Origin of the sequence: Saccharothrix coeruleofusca, assembly GCF_014648515.1 — a bacterium.
Lineage (GTDB): Bacteria > Actinomycetota > Actinomycetes > Mycobacteriales > Pseudonocardiaceae > Actinosynnema > Actinosynnema coeruleofuscum.
In genome coordinates this window covers 175664-194404 of sequence record NZ_BMRG01000003.1, presented here as the reverse complement: position 1 = coordinate 194404, position 18741 = coordinate 175664, and the positions used below count along the sequence as shown (strand labels likewise).

The 18741-nt window shown below is 72.1% G+C and carries 15 protein-coding genes and 1 riboswitch; of the genes, 6 read left to right on the top strand and 9 right to left on the bottom strand.

The window, feature by feature from the left end; all coding sequences use genetic code 11:
• Positions 1 to 36 precede the first annotated feature (36 nt).
• Positions 37 to 153: riboswitch (cobalamin riboswitch) on the bottom strand.
• A 315-nt stretch (positions 154 to 468) separates the two neighbouring features.
• The 7 genes from IEZ00_RS09335 to IEZ00_RS09305 form a co-directional block, all read right to left on the bottom strand.
• Complete coding sequence (locus IEZ00_RS09335; protein WP_189222785.1) at positions 469 to 1509, bottom strand: 3-isopropylmalate dehydrogenase; 1041 nt, start codon at positions 1507 to 1509, stop codon at positions 469 to 471.
• A 227-nt stretch (positions 1510 to 1736) separates the two neighbouring features.
• Positions 1737 to 5000: a S8 family peptidase gene (locus IEZ00_RS09330; protein WP_189223309.1), complete on the bottom strand. Its 3264-nt coding sequence runs from the start codon at positions 4998 to 5000 to the stop codon at positions 1737 to 1739.
• 325 nt (positions 5001 to 5325) lie between these two features.
• Positions 5326 to 6924 (bottom strand): phosphoglycerate dehydrogenase, encoded by a 1599-nt coding sequence (gene serA, locus IEZ00_RS09325; RefSeq protein ID WP_189222784.1) that lies wholly within the window; start codon positions 6922 to 6924, stop codon positions 5326 to 5328.
• Between the two features lie 371 nt (positions 6925 to 7295).
• Positions 7296 to 7565 (bottom strand): DUF397 domain-containing protein, encoded by a 270-nt coding sequence (locus tag IEZ00_RS09320; protein ID WP_189222783.1) that lies wholly within the window; start codon positions 7563 to 7565, stop codon positions 7296 to 7298.
• A gap of 66 nt (positions 7566 to 7631) precedes the next feature.
• Entirely contained in the window at positions 7632 to 8645 is a 1014-nt protein-coding gene (gene ilvC / locus IEZ00_RS09315) for a ketol-acid reductoisomerase (RefSeq protein ID WP_189222782.1), read from the bottom strand.
• Positions 8646 to 8676: 31 nt separating this feature from the next.
• On the bottom strand, positions 8677 to 9183 hold the full coding sequence (gene ilvN, locus IEZ00_RS09310) for an acetolactate synthase small subunit (protein WP_189222781.1): 507 nt from the start codon (positions 9181 to 9183) through the stop codon (positions 8677 to 8679).
• Between the two features lie 9 nt (positions 9184 to 9192).
• Positions 9193 to 11034, bottom strand: a complete 1842-nt coding sequence (locus IEZ00_RS09305; protein ID WP_189222780.1) for an acetolactate synthase large subunit — start codon at positions 11032 to 11034, stop codon at positions 9193 to 9195.
• Between the two features lie 291 nt (positions 11035 to 11325).
• Between IEZ00_RS09305 and IEZ00_RS09300 the strand changes: the two genes are divergently transcribed.
• The 3 genes from IEZ00_RS09300 (at position 11326) to ilvD (ending at position 14090) form a co-directional block, all read left to right on the top strand.
• Positions 11326 to 11754: a PH domain-containing protein gene (locus IEZ00_RS09300; protein WP_189222779.1), complete on the top strand. Its 429-nt coding sequence runs from the start codon at positions 11326 to 11328 to the stop codon at positions 11752 to 11754.
• Complete coding sequence (locus IEZ00_RS09295; protein ID WP_189222778.1) at positions 11751 to 12176, top strand: vitamin K epoxide reductase family protein; 426 nt, start codon at positions 11751 to 11753, stop codon at positions 12174 to 12176. The genes IEZ00_RS09300 and IEZ00_RS09295 overlap by 4 nt, the downstream gene beginning before the upstream one ends.
• 69 nt (positions 12177 to 12245) lie before the next feature.
• The gene (gene ilvD, locus IEZ00_RS09290) at positions 12246 to 14090 is read left to right on the top strand and encodes a dihydroxy-acid dehydratase (RefSeq protein ID WP_189222777.1); all 1845 of its coding nucleotides are present in this window, start codon (positions 12246 to 12248) and stop codon (positions 14088 to 14090) included.
• 57 nt (positions 14091 to 14147) lie between these two features.
• Here ilvD and IEZ00_RS09285 read toward each other — a convergent pair whose 3' ends face one another.
• Together IEZ00_RS09285 and IEZ00_RS09280 are read right to left on the bottom strand one after the other, a co-directional pair.
• Positions 14148 to 14855: a DoxX family protein gene (locus tag IEZ00_RS09285; RefSeq protein WP_189222776.1), complete on the bottom strand. Its 708-nt coding sequence runs from the start codon at positions 14853 to 14855 to the stop codon at positions 14148 to 14150.
• Between the two features lie 87 nt (positions 14856 to 14942).
• Positions 14943 to 15857 carry a 2-hydroxyacid dehydrogenase gene (locus IEZ00_RS09280; protein WP_189222775.1) on the bottom strand — a complete coding sequence of 305 codons (915 nt, stop codon included), beginning with the start codon at positions 15855 to 15857 and terminating at the stop codon, positions 14943 to 14945.
• 28 nt (positions 15858 to 15885) lie between these two features.
• Between IEZ00_RS09280 and IEZ00_RS09275 the strand changes: the two genes are divergently transcribed.
• From IEZ00_RS09275 to IEZ00_RS09265, 3 genes are read left to right on the top strand one after another with little or no spacing between them, the layout of a single operon-like run.
• Positions 15886 to 16734, top strand: coding sequence for an alpha/beta fold hydrolase (locus tag IEZ00_RS09275; RefSeq protein ID WP_189222774.1), 849 nt, complete (start codon positions 15886 to 15888; stop codon positions 16732 to 16734).
• An 11-nt stretch (positions 16735 to 16745) separates the two neighbouring features.
• Entirely contained in the window at positions 16746 to 17921 is a 1176-nt protein-coding gene (locus tag IEZ00_RS09270) for a PQQ-dependent sugar dehydrogenase (RefSeq protein ID WP_189222773.1), read from the top strand.
• A 14-nt stretch (positions 17922 to 17935) separates the two neighbouring features.
• Positions 17936 to 18532: a hypothetical protein gene (locus IEZ00_RS09265; RefSeq protein ID WP_189222772.1), complete on the top strand. Its 597-nt coding sequence runs from the start codon at positions 17936 to 17938 to the stop codon at positions 18530 to 18532.
• Positions 18533 to 18741: the final 209 nt, after the last annotated feature.

Here is an 18741-nt window from a genome sequence, read left to right as displayed (position 1 = left end):
CGGCGCCGTTCCGTCCCGCAGACCACGGCGGGAGTGGAGTCTCGTGCACCGCCCGCGGGTGATCGGGCTCGCCCAGCCGTCGCTGGGCCTACCGTTGCGGGTCAGCGCCGGACTTCGACCGGACTTCCCCCACGGGGCGGCACCCAGACCCTACGTCCCCACGCCGCGAGTCGAACGCTCAGGCACCCCGAACTCAACGTTCGCGCATCCCAAGCCGCACTTTGCGCACGTCAGGTAGTAGTTACCGGCCCCCGCGCGCCCCTCGGGTAGTACTTGCCCACGCACCAGAGGCGCGCGCGGAGCGCGTGCAGCGGGACGGCGCGACCCGCCGTCCTTGGCGGCCTGCCGCGCGGCGAGCGCGCTTTGCTGGACAACCCAACCCGAACGACGAACTCAGGGGTCCTGAGCGTTCGACTCGCGGGAAAGAGGGAGCCGAGCGCCCCGGAGGGCGCTCGGCTCCGTCGGGGGTCAGGCGCCCGCGCGGGCGTTGGACGACACCAGGGCCGCCAGGCGGTCGCCCACCGCGTAGGTCGCGCCGGGCGAGTTGTGGTCGCGGGTGGCCAGGTCGAACGCCACCGACGCCTCGATCCGCCGGGCCGCCTCGCTCTCGCCGAGGTGGTCCAGCATCAGCGCCACCGACAGCACCGCCGCGGTCGGGTCGGCCACGCCCTGGCCCGCGATGTCCGGCGCGCTGCCGTGCACGGGCTCGAACATGCTCGGGTTGCGCCGGGTCACGTCGAGGTTGCCGCTGGCCGCCAGGCCGATGCCGCCGGTCACCGCCGCCGCCAGGTCGGTCAGGATGTCGCCGAACAGGTTGTCGGTGACGATCACGTCGTACCTGCCGGGGTCGGTCACCAGGTGGATGGTGGCCGCGTCGACGTGCTGGTAGGCCACGGTCACGTCCGGGTGCTGGAGCGAGACCTCCTCGACCACGCGCGACCACAGCGAGCCCGCGTGGGTGAGCACGTTGGTCTTGTGCACCAGCGTCAGGTGCTTGCGCGGCCGGTTGGCCGCCCGCGCGAACGCGTCCCGGACGACCCGCTCCACGCCGAACGAGGTGTTGATGGACACCTCGGTGGCGATCTCGTGCGGGGTGTCCTTGCGCAGCAGGCCGCCGTTGCCCGCGTACAGCCCCTCGGTGCCCTCGCGCACCACCACCATGTCGATCTCCGGCGGGTCCGCGATGGGGCTGCGGACGCCGGGGTACAGCCGCGCGGGCCGCAGGTTCACGTGGTGGTCGAGCTCGAACCGGAGCCGGAGCAGCAGACCCCGCTCCAGGATGCCGCTGGGCACCGACGGGTCGCCCACGGCACCGAGCAGGATCGCGTCGTGCTGGCGCAGTTCGCCCAGCACGGACTCCGGCAACAGCTCACCTGTGGCGTGCCAGCGCGCCGCACCGAGGTCGTAGCGGGTGATCTCGGCCGCCGGGACGACCTCCCCCAGCACCTTCAGCGCCTCGGCGACGACCTCGGGCCCGATCCCGTCTCCTGGGATCACTGCGAGCCGCATTAACACACCTCCCAGGTATCAGTCCCATTTCTCGGGACTAGTTTCCATTGCGAAAGGCTACCGGCCCGGTGGTGCTCCGCCGCACCCGGAACACGCCCGAGTGGGGATATCTCCCGGACTGCGGGACACCCGAACGGTCCAGAACCCCCGTTCGGCCGTCACCCGAAGCGACTAAACAGCTCTGGCCGGCCGGGAGCAACCCCGGCCGGCCAGAGCGGCGCATCGGATCAGCCCGCCGAACGGCCGCCCGCGCCCCTCACCTTGACCACGTCGGCCTTGTCGCCGGTGGCGTTGTGGTGGTTGAGCACGAGCAGGCTGTCCGCGCTCGTGCCCGGCGTCCGGTTGACCACCAGGGCCGTGCCCGGCCGCGCCAGGTAGGACAGCGCGGCGTCGCCGCCGCCCTGCGCCCACAGGCCCGGCTTGAGCGGGTCGTAGGACAGCGTGCCGGTGTTGTCGACCACGGCGGCGCTGTTGCCCGGCGCGATGTAGAAGCCCGTCGTGCCGACCTGGTAGGACAGCTTGGCGGTGTCGGCCTCCGGGTCCAGGCCCAGCGCGGTCAGCAGCACCGGCAGCACCACCACGTTGGTGTCGAAGACGTTGGTGTCCACGTCGCCGAACTGGCCGTTGACCGGCTGGATGTCGACGGTCTGCTCGGTGGCCAGGTTCTGCGTGACGGCGACCAGCAGGTCGGTGTCGGCCAGCTTGGTCGCGTAGGTCTCGAAGTCCGGCACCCCGTCACCGGTGGTGTCGATGTCGACGAACGGGATGGTGTTGTTGCCGAGGTTGTACCAGTTGCCCCAGGTCGCCAGGCCGAACGCGAGCAGCGACTCGTGCGGCTTGCCCTGCGCCCTGGCCAGCGGCGCGGTCGACGCGACGCCGACGTAGCGCAGGTCGCCGCCCTTGGCGGTGTCGTTGAGCGTGCAGCCCGAGGTCACCTGGCGGCGGCACTCGGGCAGCTTCGGCGAGGTGGCCTGCAGCTCCAGCACGCTCACCAGCGAGCGGTACGCGCCCTGGTCGACGCCGCGGCCGGTCAGGTTCAGCACGGCCTGGTCCGCGCCGCGGGTGAACTTGACGTCGGCGGGCACGTTGATGTCCGACACCGGCTTGGGCGCGGAGTGCACCGGCACCCGCAGCGGGACCGAGGAGCCGCTCTTGGGCGTGAGCACCACGCGGCCGGAGGCGTCGGCCAGGAACTGGCGCGGCGTGTCCAGGTGCAGCGGCTGCACGGTCGGGTCGACGGTCTTGCGCAGCTCGCTCGGGTTGTCGATCTTCAGCGTCACCTTGACCTTGGCCACGCCGCGCGGGCTGAGCCGCACGGTGTTGGCCGACAGCTCGTAGCGCACGCCGGGGATGGTGGTCAGCGCCTCGTAGCCGACGGCGTAGTCGACCCACTTGGTGCTCTTGTTGACCACCTTGATCGTCTTGGACAGCGCGACCTTGCCGGAGACCTCGACCACGCCGAAGGACGCGCTGACCGCGCCGGGGTCGTCCTGCACGTAGGCCAGGACCTGGTTGTCCAGGGCGGCCTTGCCGTCGACGCGGCCGGAGCCGACGCGGTTGGGCGCGTAGGTCCTGCCGTCCTCCTTGACGTCGGCGTTCGCCGAGTTCATCACGGCCGCCTTGACCTCTTCCGGCGTCCAGTCCGGGTGGGCCTGGCGCACCAGCGCGGCGATGCCGGTGGTGTGCGGCGCGGCCATCGAGGTGCCGCTGGCGGCCATCACGCCGTTGCCGGAGCCCACCAGCGCCGAGGCGATGCTGTCGCCGGGGGCGGCCACGTCCGGCTTCACGGCCGGGCCGCGCACCCCGCGCGAGGTGAACGTGCTGGGGGTGTCGGTGATGGACTGGTCGTAGGTCGGCAGCGAGGTGCGCAGCTCGCCCGCCTGGCGCACCACCAGGGTGCCCGCGGTCAGCGCCGGGCGCAGCGCCGCGGTGGCCGAGCTGGTGAGCTGGAACACCGGGATGGCGGCGTTGCCCGCGATGCCCGCGTTGAAGTGCTCCAGCGACGAGGTGAACAGCGCGCCCGACGCGCCCGCGGCGGTGGCGTTGTTGGCGCGGGCGCCGGAGCCGCAGCGGCGGCTGGCGTCGTTGTCGTCCCACTCCAGCCACACGAACTTGCCCGCCACCGCGGCCTGGTCGGCGGCCGAGAACGGCTGGCAGCCGTCCGCGTTGGACGGATCGGTCAGCGCCACCACCGGCGCGGTCGCGCTGAAGCCCTGGTAGTCGAAGTTCTGGCTGTACTGGCCGGGTTTCCCGCCCGCCGCGCCGGGGAGCGCGGTCACCTCGACCGCGTCGCGCAGCACGTAGGCGTCGCGGGTGCTGGCCACGGTCAGCGCCTCGGGGGTGCTGCCCGGCGAGCCGCCGATGTCGTAGAGGTCGCCGCCGTTGCCCGCGGCGAACACGGTCAGCACGCCGGAGGCGTTGAGCTTGCGGACGAACAGGCTGTCCGGGTCGTCCGGGGCGCCGTAGTCCGAGCCCAGCGACAGGTTCACCACGTCGAGGTGGTCGGAGAAGTCGCCGTCGCCGTCGGGGTCCAGCGACCAGTCCAGCGCCTGCGAGGTGACGCTGGTGGAGCCCTCGCAGCCGAACACCTTCAGCGCGTACAGCAGGGCCTTGGGCGCGGTGCCGGGGCCGATGCGCATGGCGTTGAGCGCTTCGGGGGTGAGTCGGGTGTAGTCACCGGTGAAGGTGGACCCGTCGGCGTTGACGCCGAAACCGGCCGCGGTGCCCGCGACGTGCGAGCCGTGGCTGTTGCAGTCCAACGGGTTCGGGTCGGGCTTGGGGGTGTTGACGGCCGGGTCTTCGCTGTCGGCGTCGTAGGCGTTGCCGACGAAGTCGTAGCCGCCGACGACCTTGGCGGTCGGGAAGTACGACGGGTCGACCTTGGTCTCGTCGATGGCCTTGAACGCCTCGGGGGTGCCGGGGCCGCCGAAGTCGGCGTGGGTGTAGTCGATGCCGGTGTCGATGACGCCGACCCGGACGTCCTCGCCGAGCCTGCCGTACTGCTGCCACGCCTTGAGGGTGTTGGTCAGCTGCACGGCGCTGGAGTTGGTGCTCTTCTTGGGCACCACGGTGCGCACGGACTTCACGTCCGGGCGGGCGGCCAGCTCGCGGACCCGCGCCGCGTCGGCGGTGACCACCACGCCGGGCACGCCGTTGGCGGTCCGGTAGACCTCCTTGGTGCTCGCGTCCTTGCCGCGCAGCTCGCCGACCACCCGGTCGACGACCTTCGCGGTCTCGTTCTTGGTGGCCTTGGCCGCGTCCTTCGCCTGCTGCCTGCTCGCGCCCTGGCCGGTCTTCTCCGCGTAGGCGTCGACGGCGGGCTTGGCCGCCAGCTCGACGAACGCGGTCACCCTGCCCTGGGCGGTGGACAGCCGCGGCGCGATCTTGGTCCGCAGCGCGGCGGCGTCCATGCCGCGCGCGGCGGCCACGGACTGCGCCAGTGGGTCCTCGTCCGCCAGCGCCGTGCCGGGAACCGCGCTCACGACGAGCATCGCGGCCAACACCGGTGCGGCTGATCTGGCGACCACACGGGATCTGCTCACAACATGCCCCAACCGAGGTCGGGTACGACCCTGCGGCGGCGGACCGGGAGTGGGAACCGAGTGGGGAGCTGCCCGCGTGGCGCCGTGCCCTCTACGGCGCCGGGTCGACCTCGTGGGAGGCAACCTAATCCGTTCACCGTTTCGAGCGATTAGTCCGACAGGGTGATGACGCCCACAGATTTAACACCTGACCGTGAACTGGAACGCCGTCGGGACCTGCGGCGATATTCACCGCAACGGTCCCGACGGCGTTAACCCGTTCGGGAAATCCGACTCAGTCGAAGTTGACCGAGCGGACGGTGCGCGCACCCACCGCGGCACCGATCGGGTTGAGCACCGCGGTGTCCACCGGGCGGTCCACGCGCAGCAGCATGAAGGCGTCCGCGCCGTCCTTGGTCTGGCTGATCTGCGCGGCCTCGACGTTGACGCCCGCCTCGCCGAGCAGGGTGCCGACGGTGCCCATCACGCCGGGGCGGTCCGGGTACTCCAGCAGCAGCACGTTGCCCTCGGCGCGCAGGTCGAAGCTGCGGCCGTTGACGCCCACCAGCTTCTGCACCTGGTCCAGGCCGGTCAGCGTGCCCGACACCGACAGCACCGCGCCGTCGGCCTGCACCGCGCGCACCGTCACCAGGCTGCGGTGGTTGGCGCTCTCCGGCTCCTTGACCAGCTCGACGGTCACGCCCAGCGAGGCGGCCAGGCTCGGCGCGTTGACGAAGGTGACCTGCTCCTCCACCACGCTGGAGAACACCCCGCGCAGCGCGGCCAGCGGCAGCACCTCGACGTCCTCGTTGGACAGCTCGCCGCGCACCTCGACGGTGACCGAGGTCGGGGCCTTGGCGCTGAGCGCCGCCACCACCGTGCCCAGCTTCTGCACCAGCGGCAGGTAGGGCCGGACCTCCTCGCCGACCACGCCGCCGCCCTGCACGTTCACCGCGTCCGGCACGAAGTCGCCCGCCAGCGCCAGCAGCACCGACTTGGCCACGTCGGTGCCCGCGCGGTCCTGCGCCTCGCTGGTGGACGCGCCCAGGTGCGGGGTGACCACCACGTTGGGCAGGCCGAACAGCGGGCTGGCCGTGGTCGGCTCGGTGGCGAACACGTCGATGCCCGCGCCGCCGACCTGGCCGTCCTTGATGGCCTGGGCCAGCGCGTCCTCGTCCACCAGGCCGCCGCGGGCGGCGTTGACGATGATGACCCCGCGCTTGGTCTTGGCCAGCTGCTCGGCGCCGATCAGGCCCTTGGTCTCGGGGGTCTTGGGCAGGTGGATGGAGATCGCGTCGGCGCGCTCCAGCAGCTCCTCCAGGCTGACCAGCTCGATGCCCAGCTGGGCGGCGCGGGCCGGGGCCACGTACGGGTCGTAGGCGATCAGCTGGGTGCCGAACGCGGCGAGCCGGGCCGCGAACAGCTGGCCGATCTTGCCCAGGCCCACCACGCCCACGGTCTTGCCGTTGAGCTCGACGCCGTTGAAGGAGCTGCGCTTCCACGCGCCGCCGACCAGGCTGGCGTGCGCGGCCGGGATCTGCCTGGCCACCGACAGCAGCAGCGCCACGGCGTGCTCGGCGGCGGAGACGATGTTGCTGGTCGGCGCGTTGACCACCATGACGCCGCGCGCGGTGGCCGCCGGGACCTCGACGTTGTCCAGGCCGACGCCCGCGCGGGCGACCACCTTCAGCTTGGTGGTGGCCGCGAAGACCTCGGCGTCGACCTTGGTGGCGGACCGGACGAGCAGCGCGTCGGCGTCGGCGACGGCGGCCAGCAGCGCGGGGCGGTCGGTGCCGTCGACGTGGCGCACCTCGATGTCGTCGCCGAAGACGTCGAGGACGGAGGGCGCCAGCTTCTCGGCGATCAGGACGACGGGTCGGCTCGTGTTGGTCACGGACGTGGCTCCCGGTGGTGTGCTGGTGGGTGGGAGCGCGGGCCAGCGGGGACACCCGCGCCAGCCGGCCACGGCAATGTGTCCGGGTTGTTAACAGGATAGCTGGCGGGGGTCGGCGTCCGTGGCCGGGTGGGGCAGTTCACCTGCGCATTTCCACATCGCGGCTATATTGGCCCCGCTGTCCGGTTCGTCACCGAACGAAATTCAGATTTCCCCACCGCCCAATCCCCGCGTCCGCAAGTACTACCCGTGGGGTCCGGTCGAGCGCATAACTACTACCCGTGCCGGTGGAACGTGAGCCGGGTAGTAGTCAGCGGCCCATTACGACGGGTCGGGTAGTACTTGCACGCGCGGTGGGACAGGGGGTGGGACTACCAGGGCTCGTCGAACTCGCCGTCCTTGACGCCCAGGATGAACGCCTCCCACTCGGCCGGGGTGAACACCAGCACCGTGCCGTCCGGCTGCGCCGAGTTCCGCATCGCCGTGTAGGTCACGCCGTCGGTGTGCTCGACGAACGCGATCTCGACGTGCTCCTCTTCCTCCTCCGCGCCCTCGTCGCTGCGAATCCACTTCGCCCCCGAGAGGTCGAGGTTGCCCCGCACGTGGGCCTTGTCGTCGTAGATCGGCGCGCTGTCGGTCATGTGCCAGGTATACCGGAGCCCGCGGCGTCTGCGACAGCCGCGGGCTCCGTTGCGGGAAAAGCTCGATCAGGCCGTTTCGGTGATCGGCCGGTCCACCCACGACATGAGTCCGCGCAGCTTCTTGCCGACTTCCTCGATCGGGTGCTGCTCGCCCTCCTGCTGCAACTTCTTGTAGTTGCCGCGACCCGCGTCGTCCTCCTTCACCCATTCGGTGGCGAAGGTGCCGTCCTGGATCTCGCCCAGGATCTTGCGCATCTCCTCCTTGACCGCGGGCGTGATCACGCGCGGACCGCGGGTGAGGTCGCCGTACTCGGCGGTGTCGGAAATCGAGTACCGCATCCGGGCGATGCCGCCCTCGTACATCAGGTCCACGATCAGCTTCAGCTCGTGCAGGCACTCGAAGTAGGCCACCTCGGGGGCGTAACCCGCCTCGGTCAGCACCTCGAAGCCCGCCTGCACCAGCGCGGAGGCGCCGCCGCAGAGCACCGCCTGCTCGCCGAACAGGTCGGTCTCGGTCTCCTCCTTGAACGTGGTCTTGATGACGCCCGCGCGGGTGCCGCCGATGGCCTTGGCGTAGGACAGGGCCAGCGCCTGCGCCGAACCCGAGGCGTCCTGCTCCACCGCGATCAGCGCGGGCACGCCCTTGCCGTCGACGAACTGGCGGCGCACCAGGTGGCCGGGGCCCTTGGGGGCGACCATGGCGACGTCCACGTTGGACGGAGCCTCGATCAGGCCGTAGCGGATGTTGAACCCGTGGCCGAAGAACAGCGCGTCGCCGTCCTTGAGGTTGGGCGCGATGTCCTGGGCGTAGATGTGCCGCTGCGCGGTGTCCGGCGCCAGGATCATGATCAGGTCGGCCTCGGCGGCGACCTCGGCGGGCGTGCCCACCGGCAGGCCCTCCTCCTCCGCCTTGGCGCGGGACTTCGAGCCCTCGGGGAGGCCGATGCGGACGTCGACGCCGGAGTCGCGCAGGCTCAGCGCGTGGGCGTGGCCCTGGCTGCCGTAGCCGATGACCGCGACCTTGCGCCCCTGGATGATGCTCAGGTCGGCATCGTCGTCGTAGAAGATCTCGACGCTCACTGGTGGGTACTTCCTTCCTGGTTCCGGAAAATCAGCGCACCGCGGTCGCGGTGATGGAGCGGGCGCCGCGGCCGATGGCGACCATGCCCGACTGGACGATCTCGCGGAGCCCGTAGGGCTCCAGCATCCGCAGCAGCGCGTCGAGCTTCTCAGACGTGCCGGTGGCCTCGACGGTGACCGCCTCCGGGGAGACGTCGACGACCTTCGCGCGGAACAGCTGCACCGTTTCGAGCACCTGGCTGCGCACGGTGGCGTCCGCGCGGACCTTGACCAGCAGCAGCTGCCGCTGCACCGCGGCCGACGGCTCCAGCTCGACGATCTTGATGACGTTGACGAGCTTGTTCAGCTGCTTGGTCACCTGCTCCAGCGGCAGCTCGTCGACCGAGACCACGATGGTCATCCGGGAGATGTCCGGGTGCTCGGTGCGGCCGACGGCCAGCGACTCGATGTTGAAGCCGCGCCGGGAGAACAGGCCCGCGACCCGTGCGAGGACACCGGGTTTGTCCTCGACCAGAACGCTCAGGGTGTGCTTGGTCATCATCAGGTCCTAGACGTCGTCTTCGTCGAACAGCGGGCGGATGCCTCGGGCGGCCATGATCTCGCTGTTGCCGGTGCCCGCCGCCACCATCGGCCACACCTGGGCGTCCTTGCCGACCACGAAGTCGATGACCACCGGGCGGTCGTTGATCTCCATGGCCTGCTGGATCACCGCGTCGACCTCCTCGCGCGACTCCGCGCGCAGGCCCGCGCAGCCCAGCGCCTCGGCCAGCAGCTTGAAGTCGGGGATGCGGTGCTTGTGGGTGCCCAGGTCGGTGTTGGAGTAGCGCTCCCCGTAGAACAGGGTCTGCCACTGCCGGACCATGCCCAGGTTGCCGTTGTTGATGACCGCGACCTTGATCGGCAGGCCCTCGATGGCGCAGGTGGCCAGCTCCTGGTTGGTCATCTGGAAGCAGCCGTCGCCGTCGATGGCCCACACCTGCGACTGCGGCACGCCCGCCTTGGCGCCCATCGCCGCGGGCACCGCGTAGCCCATCGTGCCCAGGCCGCCGGAGTTGATCCAGCTGCGCGGGCGCTCGTACTTGACGAACTGCGCCGCCCACATCTGGTGCTGCCCGACGCCCGCGGTGAACACGGCGTCCGGCGGGGTCAGCGCGCCGATGCGCTCGATGACGTACTGCGGGGACAGGGTGCCGTCGTCGGGCCAGTCGTAGCCCAGCGGGAAGGTCTCCCGCCACGAGTCGATCTGCGCCCACCACGGCGCCAGGTCGACCTCGCGGGTGGCGTTGTCCTTCTCCGCCTTCACCGCGTCCACCAGCTCGGTGATGATCTCCTTGCAGTCGCCCACGATCGGCACGTCCGCGCGGCGGTTCTTGGAGATCTCCGCCGGGTCGATGTCGGCGTGCACGACCTGGGCGTCCGGCGCGAAGGTGGACAGCTGGCCGGTGACCCGGTCGTCGAACCGCGCGCCCAGGGCGACCAGCAGGTCGGCCTTCTGCATCGCGGCGACCGCGGCGACCGTGCCGTGCATGCCCGGCATCCCCAGGTGCTGGGGGTGCGAGTCGGGGAACGCGCCGCGCGCCATCAGCGTGGTGACCACCGGGATGCCGGTGGACTCGGCCAGCTCCAGCAGCTGCGCCGAGGCGTCGGCCTTGATCACGCCGCCGCCGACGTAGAGCACGGGCCTGCGGGCGGTGGCGATCAGCTTCGCGGCCTCGCGCACCTGCTTGCCGTGCGGCCGGGTGGTCGGCCGGTAGCCGGGCAGGCGCAGCTCCGGCGGCCAGGAGAACGAGGTCATCTCCTGCAGCACGTCCTTGGGGATGTCCACCAGGACGGGGCCGGGGCGGCCGGTGGCCGCCAGGTGGAACGCCTCGGCGATCGCCCTCGGGATGTCCGCCGGGTCGGTGACCAGGAAGTTGTGCTTGGTGATCGGCATGGTGATGCCGCAGATGTCCGCCTCCTGGAAGGCGTCCGTGCCGATCAGCGGGCGGGTCTGCTGGCCGGTGATGGCGACCACCGGCACCGAGTCCATGTTGGCGTCGGCCAGCGGGGTCACCAGGTTCGTCGCGCCGGGGCCGGAGGTGGCCATGCACACCCCGACCCGACCGGTGGCCTGGGCGTAGCCGGTGGCCGCGTGGCCCGCGCCCTGCTCGTGGCGGACCAGCACGTGGCGGACCTTGGTGGAGTCCAGCAGGGGGTCGTAGGCGGGCAGGATCGTGCCGCCGGGGATGCCGAACACCACTTCGCAGCCCACCGCCTCGAGGGAGCGGACGAGGGACTGGGCGCCGGTCACGCGGACCGGGGCGCCGGTCGGCGGGGCCGGTTTGGGCCGGGGTCCTGGGCGGGGCGACGGCGTCTCGCCCGCCGCCGGTCGCGAAGTTGCGCTGGTCATCTGTCTGCCTCGTGGTGTGTGGGAACGCACGGTCCGGGCACGAAAAAACCCTCGTCGGCCCAGGGAACGGGTCGTACGAGGGTCGCGCGTCGACGCAAGCTTGTTCTTGGCCCTAGGCGTCGACGCGCCTGGGAAGTACGAGAACGAGGTTGCGCCGCATGGGCTGAAGGTAGCCCTCCAACGGGGGCAGCGTCAACTCTGCGGGACGGCTCTCCCGGATGGTGGACTCCCGGCGGGTCCGAACGGCACCTGGACGAGCCCGTCCGGCGGATGCCTGGGAGCATCTGCGACGTGTCCAAGCTGGTGTTCCGCATCCCCGCCACGGCCCTGCTCGCGGCCGGTCTGACCGTCATCGCGGCCACCCCGTTCGCGTTCTCCGCCCCCGGCCTGCAGGTGGTGTACCTGCTGCCGCTGGGCTTCGCGTGGTGGGTGTGGCGCAACCGCACGACCGTGGACGAGGAGCGCATCGTGGCGCGCGGCACGTTCGGCACGCGCGAGGTGCCGTGGTCGGAGGTCAAGGCCATCAAGGTCGAGAGCCGGGGCTGGCTGAGCGCGCTGCGCTCGGACGGCACGCTGGTCCGGCTGCCCGCGGTGCGCGCGGGCCACCTGCCCGCGCTGGCCGCCGCCAGCGGCGGGCGGGTCGCCGACCCGAGCGCGACGCCCACGGCCGGGTCGGTTGACGGGGAGCCAACGGACCCGCCCGTAGAGTCCGACGGGTGACGTCGAACACGCGGGTCAGCAGCCTCGTCCTGTCCCTGATCGGCCTCGCGGTCTCGGTCTACCTCACCGTCTCGCACTACTCGACCGGCCTGCTGGTGTGCGCCGAGAGCAGCGTCGTGGACTGCGCCACGGTCACCTCCAGCGAGCAGTCGGAGCTGCTGGGCGTCCCGGTGGCGCTGCTGGGCGCGCTGTTCTTCCTGTTCCTGACCGCGCTGTGCCTGCCGTGGGCGTGGCGGCGGCGCGAGCTGGACTGGGTGCGGCTGGGCGCGGTCGGGGTGGGCGTGCTGTTCGTGGTCTACCTGGTGGCCGCCGAGTTCGTGCTGATCGGCAAGATCTGCCTGTGGTGCACGGTCGTGCACGTGGTCACCCTCGCGCTCGCGGGCGTTCTGGTCACCGGGGCGTTGCGGCGGGGTAGCCTCTAGGCACCGCTCCCGGACCTCGGCGCCCACGACGCGCCCGCCGCGACACCACGTAAAGATCCTGGAGGAGCCGTGCCACCGCTCCGTTCCCGCACCACCACGCATGGCCGCAACGCCGCGGGCGCCCGCGCCCTCTGGCGCGCGACCGGCATGACCGACTCGGACTTCGGCAAGCCGATCGTGGCCATCGCCAACTCCTACACGCAGTTCGTGCCGGGTCACGTGCACCTGCGTGACCTCGGCGACATCGTCGCCGAGGCGGTGCGCGAGGCGGGCGGCGTGCCCCGCGAGTTCCACACCATCGCCGTGGACGACGGCATCGCCATGGGCCACAGCGGGATGCTGTACTCGCTGCCCTCGCGCGAGATCATCGCCGACTCGGTCGAGTACATGGTCAACGCGCACCAGGCCGACGCCATCGTGTGCATCTCCAACTGCGACAAGATCACGCCGGGGATGCTCAACGCGGCCATGCGGCTCAACATCCCGGTGGTGTTCGTCTCCGGCGGGCCGATGGAGGCGGGCAAGGCGGTCGTGGTGGACGGCGTGGCCGTCGCGCCGACCGACCTGATCACCGCCATCTCCGCGTCCGCGTCGCCGGAGGTGGACGAGGCCGGGCTGACCGAGGTCGAGCGCTCCGCGTGCCCCACCTGCGGGTCGTGCTCGGGCATGTTCACCGCGAACTCGATGAACTGCCTGACCGAGGCGCTGGGCCTGGCGCTGCCGGGCAACGGCTCCACGCTGGCCACGCACGCCGCGCGGCGCGAGCTGTTCGCCGAGGCGGGCCGGGTCGTGGTCGAGCTGTGCCGCCGCTACTACGGCGAGGACGACGAGTCGGTGCTGCCGCGCTCGATCGCCAACCGCAAGGCGTTCGAGAACGCCATGGCGCTGGACATGGCCATGGGCGGTTCCACCAACACGGTGCTGCACATCCTGGCCGCCGCGCAGGAGGGCGAGGTCGACTTCACGCTGGCCGACATCGACGCCCTCAGCCGCCGGGTGCCGTGCCTGGCCAAGGTCTCGCCGAACTCCGACTACCACATGGAGGACGTGCACCGGGCGGGCGGCATCCCCGCGCTGCTGGGCGAGCTGCGCCGGGCCGGGCTGCTCAACGAGGACGTGCGCACCGTGCACTCCGAGACCATGGCCGAGTGGCTGGACGCCTGGGACATCCGCGCCGCCTCCCCGTCCGAGAAGGCCGTCGAGCTGTTCCACGCCGCCCCCGGCGGGGTGCGCACCACGCAGGCGTTCTCCACCACCAACCGCTGGTCGAAGCTGGACACCGACGCCGCAGGCGGCTGCATCCGCGACGTCGAGCACGCCTACACCAAGGACGGCGGCCTGGCCGTGCTGCGCGGCAACCTGGCCGAGCGCGGCGCGATCATCAAGGCCGCCGGCGTCGACGAGGACCTGTGGCACTTCGAGGGGCCCGCGCGCGTGGTGGAGTCCCAGGAGCAGGCCGTGTCGGTGATCCTGAACAAGGAGATCCAGCCGGGCGACGTGCTGGTGGTCCGCTACGAGGGCCCCTCGGGCGGGCCGGGGATGCAGGAGATGCTGCACCCGACGGCGTTCCTCAAGGGCGCGGGCCTTGGCAAGAAGTGCGCGCTGATCACCGACGGCCGGTTCTCCGGCGGCACGTCGGGCCTGTCCATCGGCCACGTCTCGCCGGAGGCGGCGGGCGGCGGCGTCATCGGCCTGGTCCAGGACGGCGACCGGATCGTCATCGACGTGCACGAGCGGCGGCTGGAGCTGCTGGTGGACGAGGCGGTGCTGGCCGAGCGGCGGGCCAAGATGGAGGCCTCGGAGCGGCCGTGGCAGCCGGTGGACCGGGTCCGCCCGGTGACCGCGGCGCTGCGCGCCTACGCGCGGATGGCCACCGACGCCTCGACCGGCGCGGTGCGCGACGTGAACAAGTAAGAGGCGACGCTCTCACCCGGCCGGTCGGCTTCCGTCGACCGGCCGGGTGATTTTTTTTCAGCGGAAGACGTACAGCGTCGCGGCGCTCGCGCCCGCCGCGACGAGCAGGCAGAGGAAACCGGACAGCAGCGGGTGCCGGAACCAGGCCCGGTTGTAGTCCAGCGCGGCCCGGCCGGGACCGGCGAACAGCACCGCGAACGCCATCGCCGCGAGCACCGCCTCGAACTCCACCCCGTCGGGCAGGAAGAACCCGTTGCGGTGGTTGAGCACCAGCACGTTGGCCATCACGCCGAGGATGCCCGCGGCGGCCAGCGGCGTGAGCAGGCCGAGCACCAGCAGCGCGCCGCCGCCCAGCTCGGTGACGCCGGTGACCCAGGCCAGCACGCGCGCCTCGCGGAACCCCAGGCCTTGCAGGTAGTTCGCGAACCCGTCGATGCCCGGCCCGCCGAACAGGCCGAACACCTTCTGCGCCCCGTGCAGGACGAACACCCCGCCCAGGGCCAGCCGCAGCGCCAGCAGGCCGAGGTCGGCGCTGCCGGTCCAGCCGAACGGCTTGCGCTCGTCCACCTCGTCCAGGGGCGACGAGGACTGGTCGAGCGAGGCGATCGGGGTGTAGCCCGAGGTGTCGAAGCTGCTGGTCCCCTTGTCGAACGCCGGGATGGCGTCGTCGAAGTGGTGCGCCCCCACGGCGGTGCCACTCGGGGAGTAGGGACCGTCGTCGGGGAAGTCGCCCGCAGCCTTCGAGCGATCGTCGTGAGTTGCCACGAACCCGCACGCTAGGAGGTTCGGTCGACCACCGCGAGCGTCCGTTCCGCCGCGTGGCTTCACCCGAACGGAGTAGCAGGCATCGGGTCAGTACTCGCCGCGCACCAGGTTGCGCGGCTGCTCGCCGCGCGCGAACCGGGCCAGCTCCTCGGCCACCACGCGGTAGGCGCGCCCGCCGCTGCCCGTGCAGCTGCCCGCCACGTGCGGGGTGATGAACAGCCCCGGGACAGTCCACAGTGGATGGTCCGACGGCAGCGGCTCCGGGTCGGTCACGTCCAGCGCCGCGCGCAGCCGCCCGGATTCCAGCTCGGCCAGCAACGCCGGGGTGTCCACCACCGCGCCGCGCGCGGCGTTGACCAGCACCGCGCCGTCCCTCATGCGGGACAGGAACTCCGCGTCCACCATCCGGGTGGTCTCGGTGGTCAGCGGCACCACCATCAGCACCGCGTCGAAACCGCCCAGCAGCCAGGGCAGCTCGGACACCGCGTGCACGCCGTCCCGCGCGCTGCGCCCCACCATGGTCACCGAGGCCCCGAACGGCTCCACCCGGCGGCGGAACTGCTCGCCGAGGTCACCCGCCCCCACCACGAGGATCTCCTTGTCCTGCAACGTCTCCGTGGGGTGGAAGTCCCAGCGCCGCTCCTGCCGGGCCCGCTCGAAGGCGGGGAAGTCCCGGTAGACCGACAGCAGCGCGCCCACCGCCCACTCCGCGGTGCTGCCGCCGTGCGCGCCCCGGCAGGTCGACAGCAGCACGCCCTCGGGCACCCGGCCGACGAACCGCTCCGCGCCCGCGCTGAGCAGCTGCACCAGCCGCAGCTTCGGCAGCTGGGCGAACACCTCGGCGGGATCGGTGCCCTGGAGGAACTTGGGCACCAGCACCTCGGCGTCGCGCCCCTCGGGCGGGATCGGCTCGCCGGGCTCGTAGCGCACGGGGAGCAGACCGTCCACCTCGGACAGGACGCGGAGGCCGAGATCGTCGGGGACCAGCACGGTGAGCGTCACGCCTGCACGTTACGGCACACTTGCGACCATGCGGGAACACGACGTCCTCTCCCCGGACGGGACGCGCATCAGGGCTTGGCGGGTGGACGCGGACGGCCCGGACGTGCTGCTGTGCCCCGGCCTGGGGTTCGCCGCGCGGGCGTGGCCCGCGTTCCCGGCGCGGGTGCACAGCTGGCACCACCGCGGCACCCTCGGCTCGGCGCGGCCCGCCGACGAGTCGCGCGTGGAGGTCGCCGACCACGTGGCCGACGCCATCGCGGTGCTCGACGCGGCGGGCGTGCGGCGGTGCGTGGTCGCGGGCTGGTCCACCGGCGTCACCCTGGCCGCCGAGCTGGCGCTGCGCCACCCCGAGCGGGTCAGCGGGTTGATGCTGGTCGCGGGCCCGGCGGGCGACTCGTTCGCGGCGCTGCCCGGCGTGCCCGCCGAGCTGGGCAGGCTGCTGGGCCGCTCCGGCGCGGCGGCGCTGCGCGCGGCGGGGCCGCTGCTGGACGCGGTGCTGCACCGGGTGCCGCTGCCCGCGACGAACATCGCCTTCCTGGAGACGCTGCGCCCGTTCCTGCGGCACGACTGGCGCTGGTACTTCACCCTGGCGCTGGCCTTCGGCCGCAGCCCGCGCCTGGACCTGACCGGGGTGACCTGCCCCACGACCGTGCTGGCGGGCCGGTACGACCCGCTGACCGCGCCGTCCAGCATGGTCGGCCCGGTGTCCGGGCTGCCGCAGGCCCGCGTGCGGATGCTGCCCAACACCCACTTCCTGCCGCTGGAGTCGCCCTCGGTGCTGGTGGAGGAGCTGGTCCTGCTGCTGGAGCGGGTCAAGGGCGTGGACAGCGCGGTCGAGGACCTGGCGCTCACCGCGCGTTCACGGCCGCGCGCCTAACCTTGGTCCTCGTGTCACGACTCCGTGCGGCGCTGATCGGCTCGGTCGTCGGCCTGCTGGCCGTCGGCTGCGCCAGCTTCCCCGAGCAGCCACCCCCGGCGGGGTGGAGCGAGCAGGTGCAGCTCACGCCGCAGGCGGGCCCGCGACCCGAACTGCCCGGCGAGCTGCCCCAGTCCCCCGGCCAGGCCCAGCAGGGCCAGTCGCCGCCCTCGGTGCCGCCCCCGCAGGGGTGCAAGGACTTCAACCCCCTGGTGATCGCGACGTGCCTGAACCCGGTCTCCGGGGTGGCGATGACCGACGTCACGCAGGCGGGCGTGGTGACCGCGCTGGCCACCGAGCGCACCACCGGCAGGCTGCTGCGGGTGACCAAGGACGTGGACCCGGTCGTCCTGCACACCATCGCGGTCGACGCCGCCTCCGACGGCGGGCTGACGGGCCTGACCCTGTCGCCGACCTACCCCGAGGACCAGCTGGTCTACGTGTACGCGACCACGGCCACGGACAACCGCGTGCTGCGCATCGCCCCCGGCGACGCGCCCAAGCCGATCCTGACCGGCATCCCCAAGGGGCCGTCGGGCAACCGCGGCGTGCTGGCCTACGACCGCACCGGCGCCCTGCTGGTGGCCACCGGCGACGCGGGCAACCCGGCGCTGGCCGCCAACCCCGAGTCGCTGGCGGGCAAGGTGCTGCGCATCGACGGCGCGGGCCAGCCCGCGCCCGGCAACCCCACTCCCGGCTCGCGGGTCTACGCCAGCGGCCTGCGCTCGCCAGCGGGCCTGTGCGTGTCCGGCGACGGCTCCAAGACCTGGGTGACCGACGCGGGCGAGACCGCCGACCTGCTCTACCGGGTCGAGGCGGGCAAGGCGCTGACCAGCGCGGCGTGGTCGTGGCCGGACAAGCCCGGCATCACCGGCTGCGCGTCGCTGTCGGACGTGATGTGGGTGGCGACGGCGAACGCGCCGGGCACCCAGTTCCTGCCGATGAACCAGGACGGCAGCTTCACCGGCAAGCCCGAGCCCTCCCACCAGGGCGAGGACGGCTTCGGCCGGATCGGCGCGCTGGTCGCGCTGGACGACCGGACGGCGCTGATCGGCACCGTGAACAAGGCCCCCGGCGGGGCGCCGGTGTCCAGCGACGACCGGGTGGCGATCCTCATCCGGCCCGAGTCGGCGGGCAGCAAGGACTAGCGCGAGGGGGCGTGATGACCTTCTTCACCGAGGAGTCGCACGAAGCGGACGAACCGGAGTTCGAGGAGCTGCGCGCCCGTCCGGCGGACCTGGCGGCACCGCCCACCGAGTGGGTGCTGCCGGTGACGCTGCCATGGCAGCGGGTGCTCGGCGAGGGACCGCACGCCCGCGTCGTGCTGGAACGGCTCCAGTGCTGGCCGGACGGGGTGGGCCTGGACCTGCTGGTGTTCCTGCGGAGGTCCCCGCGCGACCGGCGCGGCCACGCCTCGATCTTCCACCACCACCCGGACAGGCGTCCCCCAGCGGGCGGACTGCGCTTCGGGGTCCTCTACGCCGACGGACGCCGGGTGACCAACCTCGACGGCGCTCGGTCCGACGGGCAGCCCGCGCTGGTCTCGCGCGGCGGCCACGGCGGGCAGTTCCACTTCCGGCACGAGGTGTACCTGACGCCGTTGCCCCCTGAAGGGGCGGTGACCCTGTTCGTGGCGTGGCCGGACCAGGACATCCCCGAGACCGCCGTGGAACTGGACGCGACCGCCATCCGCGCCGCCGCCGCCCAGGCCCAGGAGATCTGGCCCGACCTCCCACCCACCCGCGAGTCGACCCCCTGAGTTCACCACTCAACCCGCACACGCCCACCCTCAGCGTCACCCGATCACGGGCGTGTTGGGCGTGTCGCCCCCGCGAGTCGAACGCTCAGACACCCCGAATTCAACATTCGCGCACCCCGACCCACACTTTCGCCCCCCCGCCCCGCGCTTCCGCGCACCTCGGGTAGTAGTTACCGCCCCCCGCGCGCCCCTCGGGTAGTACTTGCCGA